This window comes from Sphingomonas aquatilis (genome assembly GCF_014196115.1).
GTDB classification, from domain to species: domain Bacteria; phylum Pseudomonadota; class Alphaproteobacteria; order Sphingomonadales; family Sphingomonadaceae; genus Sphingomonas; species Sphingomonas aquatilis.
In genome coordinates this window covers 100,204-125,794 of sequence record NZ_JACIDB010000009.1, presented here as the reverse complement: position 1 = coordinate 125,794, position 25,591 = coordinate 100,204, and the positions used below count along the sequence as shown (strand labels likewise).

At 66.6% G+C, this 25,591-nt stretch carries 17 protein-coding genes; 6 read left to right on the top strand and 11 right to left on the bottom strand.

What is annotated here, in order from left to right; all coding sequences use genetic code 11:
• Positions 1-580: acyltransferase family protein (locus tag GGR47_RS16010; RefSeq protein WP_246343089.1), on the bottom strand; the 580-nt coding region annotated here is incomplete at its 3' end.
• Between the two features lie 195 nt (positions 581-775).
• Here GGR47_RS16010 and mdh point away from each other — a divergent pair.
• The 6 genes from mdh to lpdA all read left to right on the top strand — a co-directional run bounded on the left by mdh (position 776) and on the right by lpdA (position 8,980).
• Positions 776-1,738 carry a malate dehydrogenase gene (gene mdh, locus GGR47_RS16005; RefSeq protein ID WP_147037434.1) on the top strand — a complete coding sequence of 321 codons (963 nt, stop codon included), beginning with the start codon at positions 776-778 and terminating at the stop codon, positions 1,736-1,738.
• 88 nt (positions 1,739-1,826) lie between these two features.
• Positions 1,827-2,117 carry a GIY-YIG nuclease family protein gene (locus GGR47_RS16000; RefSeq protein ID WP_147037433.1) on the top strand — a complete coding sequence of 97 codons (291 nt, stop codon included), beginning with the start codon at positions 1,827-1,829 and terminating at the stop codon, positions 2,115-2,117.
• 79 nt (positions 2,118-2,196) lie between these two features.
• On the top strand, positions 2,197-3,081 hold the full coding sequence (gene sucD, locus GGR47_RS15995) for a succinate--CoA ligase subunit alpha (protein ID WP_147037432.1): 885 nt from the start codon (positions 2,197-2,199) through the stop codon (positions 3,079-3,081).
• Positions 3,082-3,230: 149 nt separating this feature from the next.
• Entirely contained in the window at positions 3,231-6,206 is a 2,976-nt protein-coding gene (locus tag GGR47_RS15990) for a 2-oxoglutarate dehydrogenase E1 component (protein WP_147035597.1), read from the top strand.
• Positions 6,207-6,254: 48 nt separating this feature from the next.
• Positions 6,255-7,478 carry a 2-oxoglutarate dehydrogenase complex dihydrolipoyllysine-residue succinyltransferase gene (gene odhB / locus GGR47_RS15985; RefSeq protein WP_147035598.1) on the top strand — a complete coding sequence of 408 codons (1,224 nt, stop codon included), beginning with the start codon at positions 6,255-6,257 and terminating at the stop codon, positions 7,476-7,478.
• 110 nt (positions 7,479-7,588) lie between these two features.
• Positions 7,589-8,980, top strand: a complete 1,392-nt coding sequence (gene lpdA / locus GGR47_RS15980; protein WP_147035624.1) for a dihydrolipoyl dehydrogenase — start codon at positions 7,589-7,591, stop codon at positions 8,978-8,980.
• A gap of 660 nt (positions 8,981-9,640) precedes the next feature.
• On the opposite strand, the gene GGR47_RS15975 is transcribed toward lpdA, so the two are convergent.
• The 10 genes from GGR47_RS15975 to GGR47_RS15930 all read right to left on the bottom strand — a co-directional run bounded on the left by GGR47_RS15975 (position 9,641) and on the right by GGR47_RS15930 (position 25,534).
• A complete protein-coding gene (locus GGR47_RS15975) occupies positions 9,641-11,260 on the bottom strand; it encodes a choline dehydrogenase (RefSeq protein WP_147035600.1) in 1,620 nt (539 codons plus the stop codon).
• Entirely contained in the window at positions 11,227-11,862 is a 636-nt protein-coding gene (locus GGR47_RS15970) for a TetR/AcrR family transcriptional regulator (RefSeq protein ID WP_147035601.1), read from the bottom strand. The genes GGR47_RS15975 and GGR47_RS15970 overlap by 34 nt, the downstream gene beginning before the upstream one ends.
• Positions 11,863-11,878: 16 nt before the next feature.
• Positions 11,879-13,420: an alpha,alpha-trehalase TreA gene (gene treA, locus GGR47_RS15965; protein WP_147035602.1), complete on the bottom strand. Its 1,542-nt coding sequence runs from the start codon at positions 13,418-13,420 to the stop codon at positions 11,879-11,881.
• On the bottom strand, positions 13,417-15,186 hold the full coding sequence (gene glgX / locus GGR47_RS15960; protein ID WP_147035603.1) for a glycogen debranching protein GlgX: 1,770 nt from the start codon (positions 15,184-15,186) through the stop codon (positions 13,417-13,419). Before glgX ends, treA begins: the two co-directional genes overlap by 4 nt.
• Positions 15,183-16,802, bottom strand: coding sequence for an alpha-D-glucose phosphate-specific phosphoglucomutase (locus GGR47_RS15955; protein WP_147035604.1), 1,620 nt, complete (start codon positions 16,800-16,802; stop codon positions 15,183-15,185). Before GGR47_RS15955 ends, glgX begins: the two co-directional genes overlap by 4 nt.
• Entirely contained in the window at positions 16,799-18,229 is a 1,431-nt protein-coding gene (glgA, locus tag GGR47_RS15950) for a glycogen synthase GlgA (RefSeq protein WP_147035605.1), read from the bottom strand. Before glgA ends, GGR47_RS15955 begins: the two co-directional genes overlap by 4 nt.
• Positions 18,226-19,488: a glucose-1-phosphate adenylyltransferase gene (glgC, locus tag GGR47_RS15945; protein WP_147035606.1), complete on the bottom strand. Its 1,263-nt coding sequence runs from the start codon at positions 19,486-19,488 to the stop codon at positions 18,226-18,228. The genes glgA and glgC overlap by 4 nt, the downstream gene beginning before the upstream one ends.
• Before the next feature lie 47 nt (positions 19,489-19,535).
• The gene (glgB, locus tag GGR47_RS15940; RefSeq protein WP_147035607.1) at positions 19,536-21,701 is read right to left on the bottom strand and encodes a 1,4-alpha-glucan branching protein GlgB; all 2,166 of its coding nucleotides are present in this window, start codon (positions 21,699-21,701) and stop codon (positions 19,536-19,538) included.
• Positions 21,698-24,139: a glycogen/starch/alpha-glucan phosphorylase gene (locus tag GGR47_RS15935; RefSeq protein ID WP_147035608.1), complete on the bottom strand. Its 2,442-nt coding sequence runs from the start codon at positions 24,137-24,139 to the stop codon at positions 21,698-21,700. Before GGR47_RS15935 ends, glgB begins: the two co-directional genes overlap by 4 nt.
• Before the next feature lie 87 nt (positions 24,140-24,226).
• Entirely contained in the window at positions 24,227-25,534 is a 1,308-nt protein-coding gene (locus tag GGR47_RS15930) for an Nramp family divalent metal transporter (RefSeq protein ID WP_147035609.1), read from the bottom strand.
• Positions 25,535-25,591: the final 57 nt, after the last annotated feature.

Here is a 25,591-nt window from a genome sequence, read left to right as displayed (position 1 = left end):
CGAACGGCACGCCCGCCATACCCGTCACACCGCTCGACAAACGGGGTCCCTTTTGGACGCCGATAGGGGGTCCTTTTTGGACGCCGATTGACACGCGCTCGCCCCTACCGAGCGCGAGGGAAGTGGTGATTAGGGCGTAGAATGCGATTTCTATGGCCAGGGTCCAGTAGGATCCGTCGATTTGGACGCCGATGGGCACGAATGCCACCGCGTCGACCCAGCCGTGCGCCACGGAACCGATATCGACGCCGGGGACCGTCAGTAGCAGCAAAGCGGTGGTGGTCGCGCAGATCCAGACGGCGGGGACGAGCCGCAGCACGCGCGCGCGGACGAACTGGCGCGTGTCGCGTCGTTCGGCCGTTCCGAGGATGACGTAGCCCGAAATAACGAAGAACAGCTCGACCCCGACCCACCCGAACCAGAGCCCGTTGACCGGCGCCGCGACGACGCCGGCAAGCGGGCGGGGCGGCGTGAGTGGAAAGGCGAAGCCGTAATGATATCCCACCACCATCGCCGCGCACGCAAAGCGGAGCACGTCGATCGCGGACAGGGCGCGATCCGGGCGGGAGGGCTGCGACATCACGCGCCCGCGGTATCGCAGAAGGGTTAACAACCCGCTCCGAAATCCAGCCCCATCCGCTTATCGCTATTGCGAACCGTTATCGACGATAAATCCGGCGAGCGAGTTTTAGGTGGTTGTGCCCCTGCCGTAACAGGCCTATGCGGCATGACCAATCACGCCTCGCCCCGTTGGGGCCAATGGAGTAGGATTGGAATGGCTCGCAAGAAGATCGCGCTGATCGGCGCCGGCAACATCGGCGGCACGCTGGCGCACCTCGCCGCGCTCAAGGGGCTGGGCGATATCGTCCTGTTCGACGTCGTCGAGGGTGTTCCCCAGGGCAAGGCACTCGACCTGTCGCAGTGCGGCCCGGTCGAGGGCTTCGACGCGAACGTCAAGGGTTCCAACGACTACGCCGACATCGCGGGCGCGGACGTCATCATCGTCACCGCCGGTGTCGCGCGCAAGCCTGGCATGAGCCGCGACGACCTGCTCGGCATCAACCTGAAGGTGATGAAGGCGGTCGGCGAGGGCATCGCCGCCAACGCGCCCGACGCCTTCGTCATCTGCATCACCAACCCGCTCGACGCGATGGTCTGGGCACTGCGCGAATTCTCGGGTCTCCCGGCGAACAAGGTCGTCGGCATGGCGGGCGTGCTCGACTCGGCGCGCTTCAGCCACTTCCTCGCCGAAGAGTTCGGCGTGTCGGTGAAGGACGTGAACACCTTTGTGCTCGGCGGCCACGGCGACACCATGGTCCCGGTCCTGGAATATTCGACCGTCAGCGGCATCCCGGTCAGCGACCTGATCGAAATGGGCTTCTCGACCAAGGAAAAGGTCGACGAGATCATCAAGCGCACCCGCGGCGGCGGCGGCGAGATCGTCGCGCTGCTCAAGACCGGCTCGGCCTATTACGCGCCCGCCACCAGTGGCATCGCGATGGCCGAAGCCTATCTCTACGACCAGAAGCGCATCCTGCCTGCGGCGGCGCACCTGTCGGGTGAGTATGGCATCGACAACCTGTATGTCGGCGTGCCCGTCGTGATCGGCGCTGGCGGTGTCGAGAAGGTCGTCGAGGTCAAGCTGTCGGACGAGGCGAAGGCCAACCTTCAGGTCTCGGTCGACGCGGTCAAGGAACTGCTCGTCGCCTGCAAGGGTATCGACGAGAGCTTGGCGTAAGATTGCGTCCTAAATACCCTTGTGTCCCCGCGAAGGCGGGGACCCAGTACTGTGCTCCCGCCTTCGCGGGAGCACAAGGGGGCGAGGGATGACCAAGGTTGGCTACGTCTACATGATGGCGAGCCGACTGAACGGAACGATATATTTAGGTGTCACGAGTGATCTGGCGAAGCGGGCCTATCAACACCGCAATGCCCTGATCGACGGGTTCACCAAGATATACGGTTGCAGGCTCCTGGTCTGGTATGAGGCCCATGACGAACTGGACAGTGCGCGACTTCGCGAACGCCAGCTCAAGAAGTGGAACCGGGACTGGAAGCTGCGGCTGATCGAAGAGAAGAATCCGGATTGGCTCGACCTGTACGAGTCATTGTTTTGAGCGATCGTGCTCCCGCGCAGGCGGGAGCTCAGGACTGGGTCCCCGCCTTCGCGGGGACACAAGGGAGTTGGGAGCTAAGATGAGCATCCTCGTCAACAAGAACACCAAGGTCATCACCCAGGGCATGACGGGTGAAACCGGCACGTTCCACACCCAGCAGGCGCTGGCGTATGGCACGCAGATGGTCGGCGGCGTGACGCCGGGCAAGGGCGGCACCGAGCATATCGGTCTGCCGGTCTTCAACACCGTCGCTGAAGCCAAGTCGAAGACGGGCGCTGACGCGAGCGTGATCTACGTGCCGCCGCCCTTCGCGGCCGACTCGATCCTGGAAGCGATCGATGCGGAAATCCCGCTGATCGTCGCCATCACCGAGGGCATTCCGGTCCTCGACATGGTCAAGGTCAAGCGCGCTCTGTCGGGCTCGAAGTCGCGCCTGATCGGTCCGAACTGCCCGGGCGTGCTGACGCCGGGTGAGTGCAAGATCGGCATCATGCCGGGGTCTATCTTCAAGAAGGGCTCGGTCGGCGTCGTGTCGCGCTCGGGCACGCTGACCTATGAGGCGGTGTTCCAGACCTCGAACGCTGGCCTGGGTCAGACGACCGCGGTGGGCATCGGCGGCGATCCCGTCAACGGCACCAACTTCATCGACGTGCTCGAGTTGTTCCTGGCCGACGACGAGACCCAGTCGATCATCATGATCGGCGAGATCGGCGGCGATGCGGAAGAGCAGGCGGCGCAGTTCCTGATCGACGAAGCGAAGCGCGGCCGTAGCAAGCCGATGGCGGGCTTCATCGCGGGCCGCACGGCGCCTCCTGGCCGTCGCATGGGCCATGCCGGCGCGATCGTGTCGGGTGGCAAGGGCGATGCGGAAAGCAAGATCGCGGCGATGGAAGCGGCCGGGATCAAGGTCGCGGCGTCGCCGAGCGAGCTGGGTTCGACCCTGCTGCAGGTGCTGAACAAGTAAATTCCCTCTCCCGGCGGGAGAGGGAGGGAGCGGCAGAGCCGCGGAAGGGTGAGGGCGGCAGCCTTCCCCTCGACCCTCACCCTCCCACCGCTCTGACGAGCGGCGGGCCCCTCCCTCTCCCGGTGGGAGAGGGGATTAGGAAGAAGACCATGGGCTACGAAGGTCAGGATTTCGGCGATATCGCGGCGGGCGTCAGCCCGGCGTTCATCGAGGCGCTCTATGCCAAATATCAGGCCGACCAGTCGTCGGTCGATCTGGGCTGGCGCAGCTTCTTCGAAGGCCTCGAGGCCGGCACCGGCGGTCCGAGCTGGACCAACAAGCGCTGGCCGCTGACCACGACCGACGACCTGACCGCGGGGCTCGATCCCACGCAGATGGAGCCGGCGCCCAAGCCTGCGAAGGGCGGCGGCAAGCCCGCGCCGGCCGCTGGCGCCGCCCCGTCCAAGGAGGACATCATCAAGGCGGCGGGCGACGCGATCCGCGCGCAGCTGCTGGTCCGTACCTATCGCGTCCGTGGCCACCTTGCCGCCAATCTCGATCCGCTCGGCCTTTCGCACCGCGACATGCCGGAGGATCTGCGCACCGAGTATCACGGCTTCACCGACGCCGACATCGATCGCCCTGTCTACCTCGGCGGAACGCTCGGTTTCGAATGGGCGACCGTGCGCGAGCTGGTCGACACGCTGCGCCGCAATTACTGCGGCAACGTCGGCCTTGAGTACATGCACATCGTCGATGTCGAGGAGCGCCGCTTCCTGCAGGACCGCATGGAGGGCAAGGACAAGGCGATCGAGTTCAGCGTCGACGGCAAGCGCGCGATCCTGAGCAAGGTCATCGAGGCCGAGCAATGGGAAAAGTTCCTCGGCAAGAAGTATGTCGGGACCAAGCGCTTCGGCCTCGACGGCGGCGAGAGCATGATCCCGGCGCTGGAAAGCGTCATCAAGTACGGCGGCCAGGCCGGCGTGCGCGAGATCGTGTACGGCATGGCGCACCGCGGCCGCCTGAACGTGCTCGCCAATGTCATGGCCAAGCCGCTGCGCGTCATCTTCCACGAATTCGCCGGCGGTTCGGCGCAGCCCGACGAGATCGGCGGTTCGGGTGACGTGAAGTATCACCTCGGCACCTCGACCGACCGTGAGTTCGACGGGCACAAGGTGCATATGTCGCTGGTCGCCAATCCGTCGCACCTCGAGGCGGCGGACCCGGTCGTGCTCGGCAAGACGCGCGCGATCCAGACGATCGCGAACGACCTCAAGGAACACAGCGCCTCGCTGCCCGTGCTGATCCACGGCGACGCGGCGTTCGCGGGCCAGGGCATCGTTTGGGAATGCCTCGGCTTCTCCGGCATCCGTGGTTACAACACGGGCGGCTGCGTTCACTTCATCATCAACAACCAGGTGGGCTTCACCACCAGCCCGCAGTTCGCGCGGTCGTCGCCTTATCCGTCGGATGTGGCGAAGGGCGTGCAGGCGCCGGTGTTCCACGTCAACGGCGACGATCCCGAGGCGGTGACCTTCGCCACCAAGATGGCGATCGAGTTCCGCCAGAAGTTCCACCGCGACATCGTGATCGACATGTGGTGCTATCGCCGCTTCGGGCACAATGAGGGTGACGAGCCGGGCTTCACGCAGCCGCTGATGTATAACAAGATCCGCCAGCACCCCGGCGTTAGCGAAATCTACGGCAAGCGCCTGATCCAGGAAGGCGTGATCGACCAGGCGTGGATGGATGAGAAGGTCCATCAGTTCACGACGCTGCTGGAAGGCGAGTTCGAGGCGGGCGCGAGCTACAAGCCGAACAAGGCGGACTGGTTCGCGGGTCGCTGGACCGGCCTGTCGGCGCCGACCGATGGTGGCACCGAGCGGCGCAACGTCGAAACCGGCATCGAGATGAAGCTGTTCGACGCGCTGGGTCGTACGCTGACGACGGTGCCGGAGGGCATCCAGATCCACAAGACGCTGGGCCGCGTGCTCGATGCCAAGCGCCAGATGTTCAAGACCGGCGAGAATTTCGACTGGGCGACCGGCGAGGCGTTGGCCTTCGGTTCGCTGCTGTCGGAAGGCTATGGCGTGCGCCTGTCCGGGCAGGACTCGGGTCGCGGCACGTTCAGCCAGCGCCACGCGGTGTGGGTCGACCAGACCGACGAGCACAAGTACGTGCCGTTGACGACGGTGGAGCATGGCCGGTTCGAGGTGCTCGACAGCCCGCTCTCAGAATATGGCGTGCTCGGCTTCGAATACGGCTATGCGCTGGCGGACCCCAAGACGCTTGTCATGTGGGAGGCGCAGTTCGGCGACTTCGTCAACGGCGCGCAGATCATGATCGACCAGTTCATCGCGAGCGGTGAAGCCAAGTGGCTGCGCGCCAACGGCCTCGTGATGCTGCTGCCGCATGGCTACGAAGGGCAGGGGCCGGAGCATAGCTCGGCGCGTCCCGAGCGCTTCCTGCAGCTGTGCGCGCAGGACAATATACAGGTCGCGAATTGCACCACGCCGGCGAATTACTTCCACCTGCTGCGCCGGCAGATGCACCGCAACTTCCGCAAGCCCCTGATCGTGATGACGCCGAAGTCGCTGCTCCGCCACAAGCTGGCGGTGTCGACGGCGGCCGAGTTCCAGGGCGACAGTCACTTCAAGCGCATCCTGTCCGACACCAATGGTGCGGCGGATGCCGATACGACGCGGCTGGTGCTGTGTACGGGCAAGGTGGCCTACGACCTGATCGAAGCGCGCAACGCGGCGGGCGATACCGGCACGCAGATCGTGCGGATTGAGCAGCTCTATCCGTTCCCAGGCGATGCGCTTGCTCGCCGGATCGCGCGGATGCCGAACCTCAAGGACGTGGTCTGGGCGCAGGAAGAGCCGAAGAACAACGGCTATTGGTTCTTCGTCGAGCCGCTGATCGAGGAGTCGCTCGCGCAGGCGCAGTGCGCGGTGAAGCGTGCTCGCTACGCTGGTCGCGCCGCGGCGGCATCGCCTGCCACGGGTCTGATGAAGCGGCACACCGCCGAGCAGGGCGCGCTCGTCGCCGATGCGCTTGGCCATAACGTGCGCGAGGAAATCCGCCGGACCCGCAGCGAGGGCTCCACCACCACCGCCCGGCCGACCCAGTCCCCGAGCAGCTAACCACTTTCCCCGTTGAAGACCCCCTCCCCGGGGAGAAGGATGCAAGAGATGGCAACCGAAGTCACCGTTCCCGTTCTGGGCGAATCGATCACCGAAGCCACCGTCGGCGAATGGCTGAAGCAGCCCGGCGACCCCGTGAAGGCCGACGAGCCGATCGCGAGCCTTGAGACCGACAAGGTGTCGGTGGAAGTGCCCTCGCCGGTCGCCGGTGTGATGGGGCAGCATGCGGTGCAGGTCGGCGATACCGTGCAGGTCGGCGCGATGCTCGCGACGATCGAAGCGGGTGGTGGTGCGGCGGCGGCGCCTGCCGCTGCGCCGGCTCCGGCAGTCACCCCGGCTGCGCCTGCTCCGGCCGCTGCGGCGCCTGAGGCATCGAGCGACTCGCCGGCGGCGCTGTCGCCGTCGGTCCGTCGCGCCGTGCTGGAATACGGCCTCGACCCCGCGTCGATCACCGGCACGGGCAAGGACGGCCGCATCACCAAGGAAGACGTGGCCGCTGCCGCCGCGGCGAAGCCGGCTGCGACCGCGCAAGCGCCTGCTGCTGCCGCTCCGGCTGCCGCCCCCGCGGGTGGCCGCAAGGAAGAGCGCGTCAAGATGACGCGCCTGCGTCAAACGATCGCCAAGCGCCTGAAGGAAGCGCAGAACACCGCCGCAATGCTGACGACGTTCAATGACGTCGACATGACCGCGGTGATCGAGGCGCGCGCCAAGTACAAGGACCTGTTCGAGAAGAAGCACGGCGTCCGCCTGGGCTTCATGGGCTTCTTCGTGAAGGCCGCGACGATGGCGCTGAAGGACATTCCGTCCGTCAACGCGTCGATCGAAGGCGATGAGATCGTCTATCACGACTATGCCGATATCTCGGTCGCCGTCTCGGCCCCGAACGGCCTGGTCGTGCCGGTCATCCGCGACGCGCAGGACCTGTCGGTTGCGGGCATCGAGAAGACGATCGGCGACTTCGGCCGCCGCGCCAAGGATGGCACGCTGAAGATGGACGAGATGAAGGGCGGCACCTTCACCATCTCGAACGGCGGCGTGTTCGGATCGCTGATGTCGACCCCGATCATCAACCCGCCGCAGTCGGCGGTGCTGGGCCTTCACCGGATCGAGGATCGCCCGGTGGTGGTGAACGGCCAGGTCGTGGTGCGTCCGATGATGTATCTGGCGCTCAGCTACGACCACCGTCTGATCGACGGCCGCGAGGCGGTGACCTTCCTCGTCGCGCTGAAGAATGCGATCGAGGATCCAACGCGCATTCTGATCGACCTGTAAGTATCTATATAGACACGTCACCCCGGCGGAGGTCGGGGTCTTTCGCGGGGAGCATCGCTTCCTGCCGCACGAGATGCCAGCGTCGGCTGGCATGACGGTTGGAGGAAATGATGGCAGACTACGACTATGACGTCCTCGTGATCGGTGCCGGCCCCGGCGGCTATGTCGCGGCGATCCGCGCGGCGCAGCTGGGGCTGAAGACCGCCTGCGCCGAGGCGCGCGGGACGCTGGGCGGAACCTGCCTGAACGTCGGCTGCATTCCGTCGAAGGCGATGCTGCACGCGTCGGAATATTTCGATGCGGCAGCCAATGGCGCGATGGCCAAGATGGGCATCAAGGTGACGCCCGAGCTGGACCTGGACGCGATGCACGGCCAGCGCCGCGACGCGGTGAAGCAGCTGACCGGCGGCATCGAATATCTGTTCAAGAAGAACAAGGTGACGTGGCTGAAGGGCCATGCGCGCTTCACCGGTAAGGACAGCGTCGAGGTCGCGGGCCAGACGGTGCGCGCCAAGAACATCGTGATCGCGACCGGATCGTCGGTCACGCCGCTGCCGGGCGTGACGGTCGACCAGAAGGTCGTCGTCGACAGCACCGGCGCGCTCGAGCTGCCGAAGGTGCCCGAGCATATGGTCGTCATCGGCGGCGGTGTGATCGGCCTGGAGCTGGGTAGCGTGTGGCGCCGCCTGGGCGCGAAGGTGACGGTGGTCGAATATCTCGACCAGATCCTGCCGGGCTTCGATGGTGACGTGCGCAAGGAAGCGCAGAAGATCTTCAAGAAGCAGGGTATGGAGTTCAAGCTGTCCACCAAGGTGACGGGCGTCACCGTGGCGGGCGACACCGCGACCCTGACCGTGGAGCCCGCCGCGGGTGGCGCGGCCGAAACGATCACCGCCGATGCCGTGCTGCTGGCGATCGGTCGCAAGCCGAACACCGATGGCCTGAACCTCGAAGCCGCGGGCCTGTCGGTCAACGCGCGCGGACAGGTGGAGATCGACCACGACTTCGCGACCAGCGTGTCTGGCATCTGGGCGATCGGCGACGTCGCACCCGGCCTGATGCTCGCGCACAAGGCCGAGGATGAGGGCATTGCGGTCGCCGAGAACATCGCTGGCCTGACCGGCATCGTGAACCATGACGTGATCCCGAGCGTCGTCTACACGATGCCCGAGTTCGCCGGCGTCGGGCTGACCGAAGAGGCGGCCAAGGCCAAGGGCGAGATCAAGGTCGGCAAGTTCCCGATGATGGCGAACAGCCGCGCCAAGACCAATCACGAGCCGGACGGCTTCGTGAAGATCATCGCCGATGCCAAGACCGATCGCGTCGTCGGCGTCTGGGCGATCGCCAGCGTCGCCGGCACGATGATCGCGCAGGCGGCGCAGGCCATGGAGTTCGGCGCGACCAGCGAGGATATCGCCTACACCTGCCACGCCCACCCCACGCATTCCGAGGCCATCAAGGAAGCGGCGATGGCCGTGACGGGTAAGCCGATCCACATCTGATGTCGGACGGCGGGGGAGCGGAGCGTTCCCGCGCCGATCTGGAGGCCGAATGGCTGGAGCTGACGCGCGGGACCCTACCGGGTCTCGCGCGCTCGCGTGTCTGGCCGGTGCGGGCGGACCATTGCTTCCAGCGGATCTTGCTCGACGCGGTCGTCGGCGGGGTGTGGTATAATGCGGTCGCCGGACGGCCGGCGTATCGATGTATCGATGGCGGGCTGCTGGCGCGGGCAGTGGCGTTGGGGCACGACGTCGTGGAGGGGCGGGCCGATCTTGCGGCGCTGAACCGCCAATCGCTGGCGTGGCGCCGTGCGCGGAAGGGAAGTTCCACACGCGCTGTCACTCCGGACTTGGTCCGGAGCCCACCGGGCCGCGGGGGTCGCGTTTGAGCATCCTACCGTCCCCCTCGCCGTGGAGTGGACCCCGGAACGAGTCCGGCGTGACGGGGTGTTTGGGACAAGCGATGCGCGGGGAGGGGAGCCCCACACACTCCGTCACTCCGGACTTGGTCCGGAGTCCACCGGGCCGCGGGGGTCGCGTTTGAGCCTCCTGCCGTCCCCCTCGCCGCGGAGTGGACCCCGGAACGAGTCCGGGGTGACGGGATGTTTGGGGCAAGCGATGCGCGGGGAGGGGAACGGGGTGGCGGGGGAGTGGGGTAAGCGATCAGGCCGCCAACTGGGTTTTCGCGATGCCCCGGATCATATCTGCCTCCTTCTCCGCGATCATGATCGTCGGGGCATTGGTGTTGCCGCTGACGAGGCTCGGCATGACCGATGCATCCACCACGCGCAGGCCCGTGATGCCGCGCACCCGTAGCTGACCGTCCACCACCGCCATCGGGTCGCGTTCCGCGCCCATCTTGCAGGTGCCGATCGGGTGATAGATCGTCTCTGCCGTCTGGCGGACCCAGGCGTCGATCGCGGCATCGCCCCGTACGTCCGGCCCAGGTGCCAGTTCGGCGTCACGATAAGGATCGAGCGCTACCTGCGCCACCACGTCGCGACCGATCGTCACCGCCTCGCGCAGGACGCGGCGGTCTTCGGGCGTGCTGAGGTAATTCGCCTCGATCAGCGGATCGGCCAATGGGTCATCCGACACCAAGCCGATGCGTCCGCGGCTTTCGGGGCGAAGCTGGCAGAGGTGGAGCGAGAAGCCGTCTTCGGTCGCCTTGACCTTGCCGTGGTCGCGCATGATCGCGAGCACCGCGTGGATTTGAATGTCCGGGTGGTCGAGGCCCTCGCGCGAGGGGATGAAGGCGCCGGCTTCGAGAAAGTTCTGGCGTCCGACGCCCTTGCCGGTCAGCGCATAGCGGAGGCCAACGCCGAGCTGGCGCAGGCCCTTCACTTCGCTGAACACCGTGCGCAGGCCGCGGCTGCGCCAGTTCATGATGACGTCGAGATGATCCTGCAGGTTGCGCCCGACACCGGGTAGCTCATGCACGGTCTTGATGCCGACGCCGCGCAGATGCGCAGGATCGCCTATACCTGATAGCTGGAGCAGCTGCGGCGACTGCACGGCGCCCGTACACAGCAGGATTTCGCCGGAGGCGGTCGCCCGGCGCGGCTCGCGCCCGACTACATAGTCGACCGCGACCGCCCTGCCACCCTGCACGTCGATCCGCGTGGTGCGCGCCTCCGTCGCGATCGTCAGGTTCGGCCGGTCCAAGGCGGGGAACAGATACGCCTCCGCCGCGGTCCAGCGCCGGCCGTTGGCGATGGTCAGGTCATAGGGGCCGAAGCCTTCGGGATGCGCGCCGTTGAAATCGTCGGTGATCGGATAGCCGGCCTGTCGCCCCGCGGCGATGAAGGCGGCGTTGAACGGGCTGTCGCTTTCGCCCGGCGAGACGCGCAGCGGGCCGTCGGTCCCGTGCAGCGGGCCGTTGCGATGATGCCCCTCCAGCCTGCGGAAATAGGGGAGGACGTCGTCCCAGCCCCACCCGGCGAGGCCGGATTGCGCCCAGCGATCGTAATCGCGCGGATGGCCCCGCGAATAGATCATGCCGTTGATCGCCGAGCTGCCGCCCAGCCCCTTGCCACGCGGCCACCACAGGCGACGGTTGTCGAGGTGCGGTTCGGGGGCGGTCCAGAAGCCCCAATTGTGCTTGCTCTTCGTCTTGATCAGCTCGCCGACGCCGGCCGGCATGCGGACGAGCAGGTCTCGGTTTTGGCCACCGGCTTCGATCAGCAGCACGCGGACCGCGGGGTCTTCGGACAGGCGCGCCGCCATGACGCAGCCGGCCGAGCCGCCCCCTATGACGATATAGTCGAAGCCTTGGTCTGCCATGCTCTCTCCTCCTGCGCGGCCGTTTCGACCGTCGCATCCGTGGGTGTGCAGAGGAGCGCGATCAGCTCCTCCATCAGTGCCGGCCGATCGAGATCGGGCGCGTGGACCTTGCCGAGACCCAGCGTCATCAACGCATAGCCGCGCACGCGTGCCTGATGCGGCGTGAGGCCGTTCGCTTCGAGGCAATGCGACAGGAAGGCGAGGACCTGCGCGTCGTTGCGTTCGACCGCAGCCTGCGCACGGGGATCGCTTTCGGCCCAGGCGCGCATCGCGAGTGAGAGACGGAACAGACCCCGCCGGCGGACGATCTCGGCGAGCAGGCGGATGCGATCGACGGGATTTCGCTCCGCCTTCATGATCGTGTCGAGGATGCTGGCGAGATGTTCGCCCGCAAAATACTCCGCCAGCCGGCCCTGATAGGCGTCGAAGTCGGTAAAATGGTGATAGAAGCTGCCGGTCGAAACGTTAAGCTCCGTGGCGAGCGGACGCAGCTTCAGCGCCCGCAGGCCGCCCCGCCGCAGAAGTGACTGCCCCGCCTCCAGCCAATCGCGTGGCGTAAGGTCCGTCGCGCGGAGCGTCCGGTCGGGGGCGGCGGTGGCCATAACCGATGTTATGCAGCTATTGCGCTGTGGTAAACCCCTTGGCGATGAGCGCGCGGGTGACGCCGTTGGTCCAGCCGAACCCGTCCTGCAGCGGGTATTCACCGCCGCCGCCGGGCAGGCGCTGCACAACGTTGTACTTTTCCAGCAGCTTGCCGCTGGCGTCATATTCGCGGGTCACGCTGGCCAGCCAGTGGGCGGCGATCCGGCGGGCGAGCGCGGCTTCGCCATAGCGTTCGAGCCCCGTGATCGCGACCCATTGCAAGGGCGCCCAGCCGTTGGGATCATCCCATTGCTGCCCGGTGTCCACCAGCGTCGTGCGAAGCCCGCCCTCGCCGATCAGCGGGGCCAGCGCCTTGGCAGTGGCTTGGGCGCGATCGGGCGTCGCGATGCCGACGAACAGGGGGAAGGCCATGGCGGCGGTGCGCCCGCCCGCGACCGTGTCCGCATCCAGGTCGTAATCGGCATAATAGCCGGCGGCGTTCCAAAGATGGCGGTTGATCGCCACCGCGCGGGCGTCTGCCGCCGCGGTGTAGCGGCTGGCGCAGGGATCGTCCTTCAGCGTCCGGCAATTCGTCGCGATGCTGCGTTCGAGCCCGTAGAGCAGGCTGTTGAGATCGACCGGGACGACGCGCGTCGTGCGGATCGTCGCCAGCGTCTTGCCATCGGCGAGCCACCGCGAACTGAAGTCCCATCCGCTCTCGGCGCCCGCGCGCAGATCGCGGTAAAGGACCTTGGCGTCGCGACCGGGGTTCGCCTGCGCGAGCAGCGCGTCTTCGCGATAGCTTTCGTCGCGGGGATCGTCGCGGTCATCCCAATAGCGGTTGAGCAGGCTGCCGTCGCTGAGGCGGACGACGCGGGCGCTCGCCTCGCCGGCCCGCAGGCCTTCGGCGCCGCGCATCCAGAAGTCATGCTCGGCGCGCAGCCAGCGGGTGCGCTGCGCCAGCGTGTCGGCACGCTTCGACATGCCGGCGATCAGGTAGAAGAAGGGCGGCTGCGAGCGGCTGAGATAATAAGTGCGCGTGCCGTTGGGGATGCGGCCGTAGCGATCGAGCAGGCTGCCGAAGTCGACGATCATGTCTTCGACCAGATCCTGCCGTCCGGAGGCTTGCAGGCCCAGCATCGTGAACCAGCTGTCCCAATAATACATTTCGCGAAACCGGCCGCCGGGGACGACGAAGCGTTTGGGCAACGGCAGCGCCGACGAACCTGGCGCGACGCTCGGCAAGGTGCGCGTGAGCTGCGGCCACAGTGCATCGATATGCGCGGTGAGCGAGAGTTTGGCCGACGGTGGCGGCACGGTCGGCGTGATCGGCAGCGTGAAGTTCGCCTGCACGAAGGCTTCGAGCGCCGCGCGATCCTTGCAGGCGCAATGGTGATAGGCCTTCATGATCGCGGCATCGCTGCGGCGCGGCTGGGCGTCGGCGAAGGTCTTCGAATCGGGGAAGACGCGCTGCATCTGCACCGCGCGGAACAACTCGCCGAAGCGCTGTGCGGGCGACAGCGGCGTGGCGGCGACGAGCAGCGTCGACAGGGCAAGCAGCAGCGGTCGGATCATCATCGGCTCTCCACGATGGTTCTACCGCTCAGCGAGACGCGGCGGGTCTGGCGATCGATACGCAGCACGATCTGGGCGCCGCCGTCGGCCAGGCGAAGTTCGAAACCGGGCGCGTCGTGCCAGCGACCCGGCGTCATGACCTCGCCATCGAGCGCGCGCCAGTCGGCGTTGGCGTAGGGGGCTATGGCGTCCAGTCGGTTGGCTGCGCGAAAGGCGGCGAGGGCGGCGACGAAGTCCTCGAGATCGCGGTCACGGTTCTGCCAGTCGATCCAGCCGATCGCATTGTCCTGCGCATAGGCGTTGTTGTTGCCCTGCTGCGTGCGGCCGAATTCGTCGCCGGCGGTCAGCATGATCGTGCCGCGCGAGGCGAACAGCGTGGCGAGCAGCGCGCGGAGGCCGTCACGGCGGCGCTGGCGGATGGCGGGATCGTCGCTCGGCCCCTCGACGCCATTGTTCCAGCTGAGATTGTCGCCATGGCCATCGCGATTGTCCTCGCCATTGGCGTGGTTGTGGCGCTCGGCATAGCTGACGAGATCGGCGAGCGTGAAGCCATCGTGCGCGGCGAGGAAGTTGACCGTGCGCGTGTCGCCGGGACCGAAGAGGTCCGCCGATCCTGCGATGCGGGTGGCCAGGTCGCCAGCGCTGCCGTCGCCGCGCCAGAAGCGGCGGACGTCGTCGCGGTAGCGGTCGTTCCACTCCAGCCAGTGGTCGGGGAACTGGCCGAGCTGATAGCCGCCGGGGCCAATGTCCCACGGCTCGGCGATCATGACGCGGCTGGCGAGCAGCGGGTCAGCCGCGATCTCCGCGAAGATCGGCGCATGGGGATCGAAGCCAGGGCCGCGGGCGAGGATCGTCGCGAGGTCGAAGCGGAAGCCGTCGACCCCGCACCGGGCGAAATGGCGCAGGCTGTCGAGGATCAGCGCGCGAACCTCCGGCCGGTTGCAATCGAGTGTGTTGCCCGTGCCGGTGTCGTTGACGAGGCTGCCGTCGGGCGCGTGCGCGTAATAGAGCGCCTCATCGAACCCGCGCAGCGACAATGTCGGGCCGAGGCGGTCGCTCTCGCCAGTGTGGTTGAAGACCAGGTCGAGGATCACGCCGATCCCGGCGCTGCGGAGGGCGGCGACCGTCTCGACCAGTTCGGCGACGCCGCCGGGGGCGAGCCGCGGGTCGATCGCCATCGGGACGACCGGATTGTAGCCCCAGCTGTTGGTCAGGCCGAGGGGCGGAAGGTGGCGTTCGTCGATCCATGCGACGATCGGCATCAGCTCGATCGCGGCGACCTTGAGCTTCTTGAGATGCGCGATGACAGCGGGATGGGCGAGGGCGGCGATCGTCCCGCGCTGCGCCTCCGGTACGTCCGGGTGCAGCATGGTGAAGCCGCGGACGTTGAGTTCGTAGATCAGGCCGCCGGGGGTGAAGAGGGCCGGGGCGACAGGTACGGTAGGGGGCGGCGTGACGATGGCGCGGGGGACCAGCGCGGTCGTGTCGATGCCCGGCTCGCCGAGGCACGGGTCGTAGTGGAACGGCCGGTCCAGCTGGATCGCATAGGGATCGACCAGCAGTTTCGCTGAGTCGGAAGCCGCGTGATAGCCGTAGTGCGTGCCGACACCAGCGCCTTTGACCTCCGCATGCCAGACGCCGTCGGCACCGGTCATGGCGATGCGTCGCTCGCCGGCATCGTCGAACAGGCAGAGCGTGACCGGTGTCGCGCTGCGCACAGCGAAACGGGTGCCGCCGTCCACGACTTCGGCGCCGAGCGACACGCTCACGTGATGACGTCGGGCTCGGTGCGGCCGGTGTGGCGAACGATCCCGGCGATCGCATCCGCTGCGGCGACGATATCGGCGAGCATCTCGCCGGTATCGCGGTCGAGGTCGCCGTCGGCGGGTTCGTAGCGTTCGAGATAGACGCGCAATGTCGCGCCGCTGGTGCCCGTGCCCGACAGGCGGAAGACGACGCGGCTGCCGCCATCGAACAGGATGCGCACGCCCTGGTTGCGGCTGACCGACCCGTCGGTGGGATCGGTATAGGCGAAATCATCGGCTTCCGCGATGCGTAGGCCGGCGACCTGCGTGCCGGCAAGCGTGCCGAGCTTGCCGCGCAGCTCTGCCATCAGCGCATCGGCGCGATCGCTCTCCACGCCTTCGTAATCGTGGCGGGCGTAATAGTTGCGGCCGTAGGTCGCCCAGTGATCGCGCGCGATCGCATCGACCGATTGGCCGCGAACGGCGAGGATGTTGAGCCACAGCAGGACCGCCCACAGGCCGTCCTTCTCCCGCACATGATCGGACCCGGTGCCCGCGCTTTCCTCCCCGCAGATCGTCGCCATGCCGGCGTCGAGCAAATTGCCGAAGAACTTCCATCCCGTGGGCGTTTCGAAGATCGGCAGCCCCTTGGCCGCCGCGACGCGATCGGCGGCGGCGCTGGTCGGCATCGATCGGGCGATGCCCTTCAGCCCCCCCGCATAGCCCGGCGCAAGATGCGCATTGGCGGCGAGCATCGCGAGGCTGTCGGATGGGGTCACGAATCGGCCGCGGCCGATGATGAGGTTGCGGTCACCGTCGCCGTCCGAGGCGGCGCCGAAATCGGGCGCGTCGGGGGCCATCATCGTGTCGTACAGCGCATGCGCGTGGACGAGATTGGGGTCGGGGTGATGGCCGCCGAAATCCTCCAGTGGCGTGCCGTTGCGCACCGTGCCCTTCGCGAAGCCGAGACGGTTTTCGAGGATTTCGGTCGCATAGGGGCCGGTAACGGCGCTCATCGCGTCGAATGCCATGGTCAGACCGGCGGCACGAATGGCAGCGAAGTCGAACAGCCGCTCCATCAAAGCGGCATAATCGGCGACCGGATCGACGATTTCGACCGTCATATCGCCGACCTGCGTTTCGCCGATCGTATCAAGATCGACGTCCGCCGCGTCGACGGTCAGCCAGCGGTCGATCACCTTGGTACGCTGGTACAGCGCTTCGGTGACGTTTTCGGGAGCGGGGCCGCCGTTGGCGATATTATACTTGATGCCGAAATCCTCGGTCGGGCCGCCGGGATTGTGGCTCGCCGATAGGACGAGGCCGCCCAGCGCTTTGCGGATACGGATCATGTTGCTGGCCGCCGGCGTCGACAGAATGCCGCCGCGGCCGATGACTGCCCGACCAAAGCCGTTGGCGGCGGCGATGCGGATCGCCTTCTGGATCACCTCGCGGTTGAGGTAGCGGCCGTCGCCGCCGATGACGAGCGTCGCGCCCTGCTTGCCGTCGATGACGTCGAACACCGACTGGACGAAATTCTCGGCGTAATTGGGTTGCTGGAACACCGTCACCTTTTTGCGGAGGCCCGAGGTGCCGGGCTTCTGGTCGGTGTAAGGCTGGGTCGGGCAGGTGCGGATCATGCGTGTCCTGTCAGGGTCTTGTAGAGGTCGGCGTAACGGCGGCCGCTTTGGCCCCAGGAGAAATCGGCGCGCATCCCGTTGCGCTGGAGGATGCACCATAGATCGGGGCGGGCATATGCGGCAATCGCGCGGCGGATCGCGTGCGCGAGGGTGTGGTAGCCGGTCTCGCCATGCTGGAAACCGGTGGCGACGCCGGCGGCGAGCGCCGCTTCGTTAGCATCGATGACCGTGTCGGCGAGGCCGCCCGTGCGCGCGACGATCGGCACGCAGCCATAAGCAAGGCCGTACAACTGGGTCAGCCCGCACGGTTCGAAGCGCGACGGGATCAGGATGGCGTCGGCGCCGCCCTGCAGCAGATGCGAGAGCGGCTCGTCATAGCCGATCTGCACGCCGATCCGATTGGGATAGCGCGCGGCGGCGGCAAGGAATGCCGCCTCCAGATGCGCGTCGCCCGATCCCAGCAGCGCCAGCCGTCCGCCGAGCGCGACGAGTTCGTCGAGGCATTGCGTCAGGACATCCATGCCCTTCTGCCACGTCAGGCGGCTGATGACGGTGAACAGGGGGCCGTCCCCCCCTTCCAATCCGAATACGCTTTCGATCGCGCGCTTGTTCGCCTTGCGCCGGCCGAGCGCGCGCGTGGTGTAGCGGCTGGGGAGGGCGGCGTCGGTTTCCGGGTTCCAGACCGCGGGGTCGATGCCGTTGACGATGCCGTGGACGCGGTCGCGGCGCGCTTCGATGAGGCCTTCAAGGCCCATGCCGAAGCGGCCCTCGCGGATTTCGGCCGCATAGGTCGGGCTGACGGTGGTGATCGCATCGGCCGAGGCGAGGCCCGCCTTCAGAAAGCCGACGCCGCCATAATATTCGACGCCGTCGATCGCATAGGCCATCGCGGGCAGGCCGAGGTCAGCGAACACCTCCGCGCCGAACTGGCCCTGAAAGGCGATATTGTGGACGGTCATCACGCTCGCCGGACGGCGATCGGCGTGCAGGAAGCGGAGATAGGCGGGTGCCATCGCCGCCTGCCAGTCGTGGGCGTGAAGCAGGTCGAAGCGATAGCCCGGCACCACGCCCGCGGCGATCTCGGCGGCCGCGAAGGCGAACGCCGCAAACCGCTGCCAGTCGTCGGTCTGGCCATAGAGTCCGCCGGGCCGTGCGAACAATTCGGGCGCGTCGAGCACCAGCAGCGGATGCTCGCCGATGTGCGACGCCAGCAGCCGCGCCTCAACGCCGAGCAAGTCGGGCCAGCGGTGGACGACCGTCGCACCCTTCACCGTCTTGGCGAGCGCGGGATAGCCGGGGAGCAGCGTGGTCGTTGCGATACCATGCGGGCTGAGCGCGTCGGGGAGGGCACCGACGACGTCCGCCAGCCCGCCGGTCTTCACCAGCGGAAAGGCTTCGGACGCGACCGAGAGAACCGACAGGGTCACAGCGCCAGGCGGTCGATCATCGGTTGGGTGATCAGGCAGATGCCCTTGTCGGTCCGGCGGAAGCGGCGGCTGTCGAGTTCCGGGTCCTCCCCGACGATGAGCCCGTCCGGGATGACGACGCCGCGATCGAGCACCACGCGCTTCAGGCGGGCGCCGCGGCCGATGTGGCAATAGGGCAGCACGACAGCTTCCTCGAGGGCCGAAAAGCTGTGCGCGCGTACGCCGGTCGACAGCAGGCTGCGATGAATCGACGAGCCCGACACGATGCAATTACCCGACACCAGGCTCGACACCGCCGAGCCGCGCCGGCCCTCTTCGTCATGGACGAACTTCGCGGGCGGCGTGATCTCGGAGTAGGTCCAGATGGGCCATTCGTGATCGTAGACGTCGAGCTGCGGGATGACATCGGTGAGGTCGATGTTCGCCTCCCAATAGGCGTCGACCGTGCCGACGTCGCGCCAATAGGCGGCGGGTTCCTCGCTGGTGCGGACGCAGCTTGCCGAGAAGCGGTGCGCCTGCGCCTTGCCGTGCTGGACGAGGTAGGGGATGATGTCCTTGCCGAAATCGCGCGCGGAGCCGGGTGTGTCGGCGTCGCGGCGCAACTGCTCGATCAGGAACTTCGTGCGGAAGACGTAGATGCCGAGGCTGGCGAGCGCGATGTCGGGCTGGCCCGGGATCGACGGCGGATTGGCGGGCTTTTCGACGAAGTCGATGATCCGGTCGGTCTCATCGACGTGCATCACGCCGAACGCGACCGCCTCCATCCGCGGCACCTCCATACACGCGACGGTGACGTCGGCGCCACTGTCGCAATGCTGCTGGAGCATCACTTCGTAATCCATCTTGTAGATGTGATCGCCGGCCAGGATAACCATATATTCGACGTCATAAGCCTCGATGATGTCGATGTTCTGGTAAACCGCGTCGGCGGTGCCTTCATACCATTGGAACTCGCTGATCCGCTGACTGGCGGGCAGGATGTCGAAACTTTCGTTGCGTTCCGGGCGCAGGAAGTTCCAGCCGCGCTGCAAGTGGCGGATCAGCGAATGCGCCTTGTACTGGGTCGCAACGCCGATGCGGCGGATGCCCGAATTGATCGCGTTCGACAGCGCGAAATCGATGATCCGGCTCTTGCCGCCGAAATAGACCGCGGGCTTGGCGCGCGTGTCGGTCAGTTCCATCAGCCGGCTGCCGCGGCCACCCGCCAGCACATAGGCCATCGCATCACGCGATAGGGGCTGTCCTCGTCTGTCTACCACTGGCATCCTCCTATTATCGGTACGTCGACCTCCTGCCCCTGGATCGGTCAACCGTCGTATTGCAGCATGATGGTCGCGAGCGGTGGCAGTGTCACCCATGCCGCGCCGTCCTTCGCGTCGACGCCCCCCATATTGCCGAGGCCGGAGCCCCAATAATGGTGCGCGTCGGAATTGATGATCTCGCGCCAGCGCCCGTCGTGCGGCAGCGGCACGCGATAGGGTGCGCGCGCGACCGGCGTCAGGTTGGCGATCACCGCCACCGGCTTCTCGCCCGGCGCCTTGCGCAGCCAGGCGAAGACCGAATTGGCGGCATCATCGCCAATCAGCCATTCGAAGCCCTCGCCCTCGCAGTCGCGCGCATGCAGCGCGGGTGTCTCACGATACAGGCGGTTGAGGTCGCGGACGAGATTGCGAATCCCCTCATGCGACGACGAACAGCGCAAATGCCAGTCGAGCGCACGATCCTCGCTCCACTCCTGTCGCTGCGCGAACTCCTGGCCCATGAACAGCAGCTTCTTGCCGGGATAGCCCCACATGAAGGCGTAATAAGCGCGCAGGTTCGCGAACTGCTGCCAGTCGTCACCGGCCATCTTGGCGAGTAGCGACCCTTTGCCGTGGACGACCTCGTCATGGCTGAGCGGCAACACGAAATTCTCGTCGAAGGCATAGACGAGGCCGAAGGTGATTTCGCCATGGTGATGCCGCCGGTGGATCGGTTCGCGAGCGAAATACTGGAGCGTGTCGTGCATCCAGCCCATGTTCCACTTGAACCCGAAGCCCAGGTTGGTGCGCGGCCCGTCGTCGGAGGCGGGGGTGGAGACGCCCGGCCAGCTGGTCGATTCCTCGGCGACGGTGAACACGCCGTCGCGCTTGCCGTACACCGCGCGATTCATGTCGCGCAGGAAATGCACGGCCTCCCAATTCTCGCGGCCACCCTCGTCGTTCGGGATCCATTCGCCGGCCTTGCGGCTGTAGTCGCGGTACAGCATCGAGGCGACGGCATCCACGCGCAACCCATCGACGTGGTAGCGTTCGGTCCAGAACAAAGCGTTGTTGATTAGGAAGCTGCGTACCTCGCGCCGCCCAAAATTGTAGATCGCGGTATTCCAGTCGGGGTGGAAGCCGAGGCGCGGGTCTTCGTGTTCGTACAGCGCGGTGCCGTCGAATCGGGCGAGACCGTGGACGTCGACGGGGAAGTGCGCGGGGACCCAGTCGAGCAGCACGCCGATCCCAGCCCGGTGCGCACCATCGACGAAGCGCGCGAAGCCGTCCGGATCGCCGAAGCGCGCGGAGGGCGCGTAGAGTCCGGTCGTCTGATAGCCCCATGACGGATCATAGGGGTGTTCGCTGATCGGCATGAATTCGATGTGGGTAAAGCCCAGGTCGACGACATAGGGGATCAGGCGGTCGGCGAGCGCGTCCCACGACAGATACCAGCCGTTTTCGTCGCGATCCCAGCTGCCGGCATGGACCTCGTAGATGCTCATCGGCACGCGGCGGGGATCGAGCTTCGACCAGCTGTCGCGGTGGGCGGCGTCGCCCCAGTCATGCGCGGACGGCGAAGTGGTGATCGACGCGGTCTTCGGACGCAGTTCGGATTGGAAGGCGAAGGGGTCCGCCTTCAGCGGTTGCAGCGTGCCGTCCGGGCCGAGGATGGCGAACTTATAGCTGCGGCCGGCACCGATATCGGGCAGGAAAATCTCCCACACGCCGATGTCGGCGCGGCGGCGCATGACGTGGCGGGTGTCGTTCCAGTCGTTGAAGTCGCCGACCACCGACACGCGCTGTGCATTCGGGGCCCAGACGGCAAAGTGCATGCCGCTCGCGCCCTGATGCTCGATCAGATGCGCGCCCATCTTGTCGTAGAGGCGGAAATGCGATCCTTCCGCGATCAGATAATCGTCGGTGGGGCCGAGCACCGGGCCGAAGCTGTAAGGGTCCGTCACCCACCATTCGGCGCCATAACCTTGCGCGCGGTATTTCACCGGCTGCGGATCGCCGTCGATCGCGCCTTCGAACAGGCCGGCGTCGTCGACACGGTTCACGCGGCCTAGCGGGGTGCCCGACAGGTCATACGCCTCTGCGGTTTCCGCGCCGGGGATCAGCGTGCGCGCGAACGTGCCGTTCGGACCGGCGAAGACACCCAGCAGCGAAAAGGGATCGTCGTGGCGCCCGGCGAGCAGGGCAGCGATGGCGCCACGCGGCGGCTTCACATCACGTTCCAGATGTCGCGCGCATATTCACCGATCGTGCGATCGGACGAGAACCAGCCCATGTTAGCGACGTTGAGCACGGCCGATCGGCCCCATGCCGCGGGATCGCTCCAGCGGGCATCGACCATGCGTTGGGCGGCGGCATAGCCGTCAAAGTCGGCGGCCAGCATGAACCAGTCGTGATCGCGAATGCCGTCCATCAGTCCCCCGTAACGATTTGGATCGTCCGGAGAAAACACCCCAGAGGCGATTGCGTTCACCGCCTGCGCCAATTCGCGCGACGCGCCGATCGCGTCCGTACCGCGATAGCCGCTGGCTCGCTTGTCGGCGACCTCCTCAGCCGTCAGGCCGAAGATGAAGATGTTGTTGGCGCCGACATGGTCGCGGATCTCGATATTCGCGCCGTCGAGCGTGCCGATCGTCAGCGCGCCGTTGAGCGCAAACTTCATGTTGCCGGTGCCCGATGCCTCCATGCCCGCGGTCGAAATCTGTTCGGACAGGTCGGCCGCCGGGATGATGCGTTCGGCAAGGCTGACGTTGTAATTGGGGACGAAGGCGACCTTCAACAGATCGCCGACCGCGGGATCGGCGTTGATCCGCTTGGCGACGTCGTTCGCCAGTTTGATGATCAGCTTGGCGTTGTGGTAGCTCGAGGCCGCCTTGCCGGCGAACAGCTTGACGCGCGGCGTCCAGTCGCGCTCGGGGTGGCTGCGGATCTGGTCGTACAGCGCGACCGTCTCGACGATGCCGAGCAGCTGGCGCTTATATTCGTGGATGCGCTTGATCTGCACGTCGAAGATCGCATCGGGATCGAGCTTCAGCTCCATCGTGTCATGCAGATACTGGCTGAGCGCCACCTTGTTCGCGCGCTTCACCGCGGCAAAGCGGTCGCGGAAGCCCGCATCGTCGGCGAAGGGGGCCAGCGCGGTCAGCGCCTGCGCATCGTCGCGGAAGCCGTCGCCGATCGCGTTTTCGATCAGATCGGTCAATCCGGGATTGCACTGCTGCAGCCAGCGGCGCGGGGTGATGCCGTTGGTCTTGTTGTTGATCCGATCGGGATAGAGACGGTGGAGGTCGGCGAAGACCGTCTTCTTCATCAGATCGGTGTGCAGCGCTGCCACGCCATTGACGCTGTGGCTGCCCGCAAAGGCGAGGTTCGCCATGCGGACGCGACGCTCGCCGCCTTCGTCGATCAGGCTGATAGCGGCGATCGCGCGATCGTCGGCACCGCTGTCGCGCGCCTCGCGCAACAGCTTGGCATTGATCGCATAGACCAATTGCATGTGCCGCGGCAGCAGCCGTTCGAACAGCGGCAGCGGCCAGCTTTCCAGCGCCTCGGGCAGCAACGTGTGGTTGGTATAACCGAAGGTCTTGCGGGTGATGTCCCACGCCTCGTCAAAGGTCAGGCCATGGAAATCCTTCAGCAGCCGCATCAGTTCGGCGACAGACACCGCCGGATGCGTGTCGTTGAGCTGGATCGCCGCCTTGTCCGGCAGCGTGCGGATATCGCCGAAATACTGAACGTGGCGGCGGACGATGTCCTGGATCGAGGCGGACGAGAAGAAATATTCCTGCCGCAGCCGCAGCTCCTGGCCCGCAGGCGTGCTGTCATTGGGATAGAGGACGCGGGTCAGCGTTTCCGCGCGGAGCTGCCCGGCGAGCGCGCCTTCGAAATCGCCGGCGTTGAACTGGTCCAGCTTGATCGGATCGAACGCGCGGGCGTTCCACAGCCGCAGCGTGTTGACGCGCTTGCCGCGCCAGCCGACCATCGGCGTGTCGAAGGCGACCGCCTCCACCGCCTCGGCGGGCGACCAGTGGCTGCGGCCGTCGGCCAGCGTCGTCACCTCGCCCCCGAAACCGACGAAATAGGCGCTTTCCCGCCGCTCGAACTCCCAGGGGTTGCCGTGGGCGAGCCATGTTTCGGGCAGCTCGACCTGCCAGCCATCGTCCAGCCGCTGGCGGAACATGCCGTTCACGTAGCGGATGCCATAGCCATAGGCCGGCAGGTCGAGGCTCGCGAGGCTCTCCATGAAACACGCGGCCAGCCGCCCCAGGCCGCCGTTGCCGAGCGCCGCGTCCGGCTCGATCTCTTCGATCACCGCAAGGTCGACGCCGAGCGAGGCCAGTGCCTGCGCGACCTCCTCGTTATGCCGCAGGTTCGACAGTGCGTCGCGCAGCAACCGCCCGATCAGGAATTCGAGGCTGAGATAATAGACCCGCTTTGCGCCCGCCGCGTGCGCCTCCTTGGTCGACCGCATCCAGCGTTCGATGATCTCGTTCCGCAGCGTGAAGATCGTCGCCGCGAGCCAATCGTGCGGGCGGGCGGCCTGCCGGTCCTTGCCGATCCGATGGACGAGGGTGTCGACGATCTCGCTGGCGAGATCGGGGGCGAGCGCATGGGTCTGCGCAGGGGTCGGTGCGGCAGCTGGTTCGGTCACGATCGATCCGGGGAAGAAGAGGGATACGCTGCCGTAACTAAACGATAGGTGCCGGCGAAAGTCACCCTCTAAATGGCCGAAGTGGCATCACAGCATGCCGACCAGCAGCGTCAGATTGAGCCCGATGATGATCGCGGCGATCAGCCAGGCGAGCAGACGCAACCAACGCGGGCTGACGAAGCGGCCCATGACGCGTGACTGGCCGGTAAACAGGACCAGCGGCACCACGACGAAGGGCAGTTGCAGGCTGAGGATGACCTGGCTCAGCACCAGCAGCCGGGTCGCACCACCATCGCCGCTCGCGCCGACGACGATCACCGCCGGCACGATCGCGAGCAGCCGCGTGACGAGGCGGCGCAGCCAGACGGGCAGGCGGAGCTGGAGGAAGCCCTCCATCACGATCTGCCCGGCCAGCGTGCCGGTGACGGTGGAGTTCTGGCCCGAGGCGAGCAGCGCGATGCCGAACACGACGCTCGCCGCGCCGACGCCCATCATCGGGGCGAGCAGGCGATAGGCCTCATCGATCTCGGCGACTTCGGTGCGGCCCGCGGTGTGGAACACCGCCGCCGCCGTCACGAGGATGGCCGCGTTGATGAAGAAGGCGAGGCCCAGCGCGATCGTGCCGTCGATCGTCGCCATCCGCGCCGCCTCGGCCCTGCCGGCGTCGGTGGGTTCGAAGGCGCGGGTCTGGACGATTGAGGAATGGAGATAGAGGTTGTGCGGCATCACCGTCGCGCCGAGGATGCCGATCGCGAGGTACAATTTGGCTGGATCGGTGACGATACCGGGGCTGGGGACGAGGCCTGCGAGCATCGCGCCGACGTCCGGCTTTGCGTGAAACAGCTCGAACGCGAAGCAGCCCGCGATGATGACGAGCAGCGCGATGATGAACGCTTCGATCTTGCGGAAGCCATAGCGTTGCAGCGCCAGGATCAGGAACACGTCGAGCGCGGTCAGGATCACGCCCCAGACCAGCGGGATACCGAACAGCAGTTTCAGCGCGATCGCCGTGCCCAGCACTTCGGCCAGGTCGCAGGCGATGATCGCGACCTCCGCCAGCGCCCACAGCGCGAACGACACTGGACGGCTGTAATAGGCCCGGCAGGCCTGCGCGAGGTCGAGGCCGGAGGCGACGCCCAGTCGGGCGGAGAGCGCCTGCAATACGATCGCCATCAGGTTCGACAGCAGAATGACCGACAGCAAGGTGTAACCGAAGGCCGACCCGCCGGCGATGTCGGTCGCCCAGTTGCCGGGGTCCATATAGCCGACGGCGACGAGGAAGCCCGGCCCCATGAAGGCCGCCAGCCGCCGCCAGCCCGATCCGCCGGTCGGCACCGAGACGCTGCGATGGCTGCCGATCAGCGAGGGTGCGGGCGAGGTGGCGGGGGGCGTCATCTCCGCGGTCTGTGCGGCAAGCGCGTCACGACCGCAAGTGCCGCACGCGACGCGAAA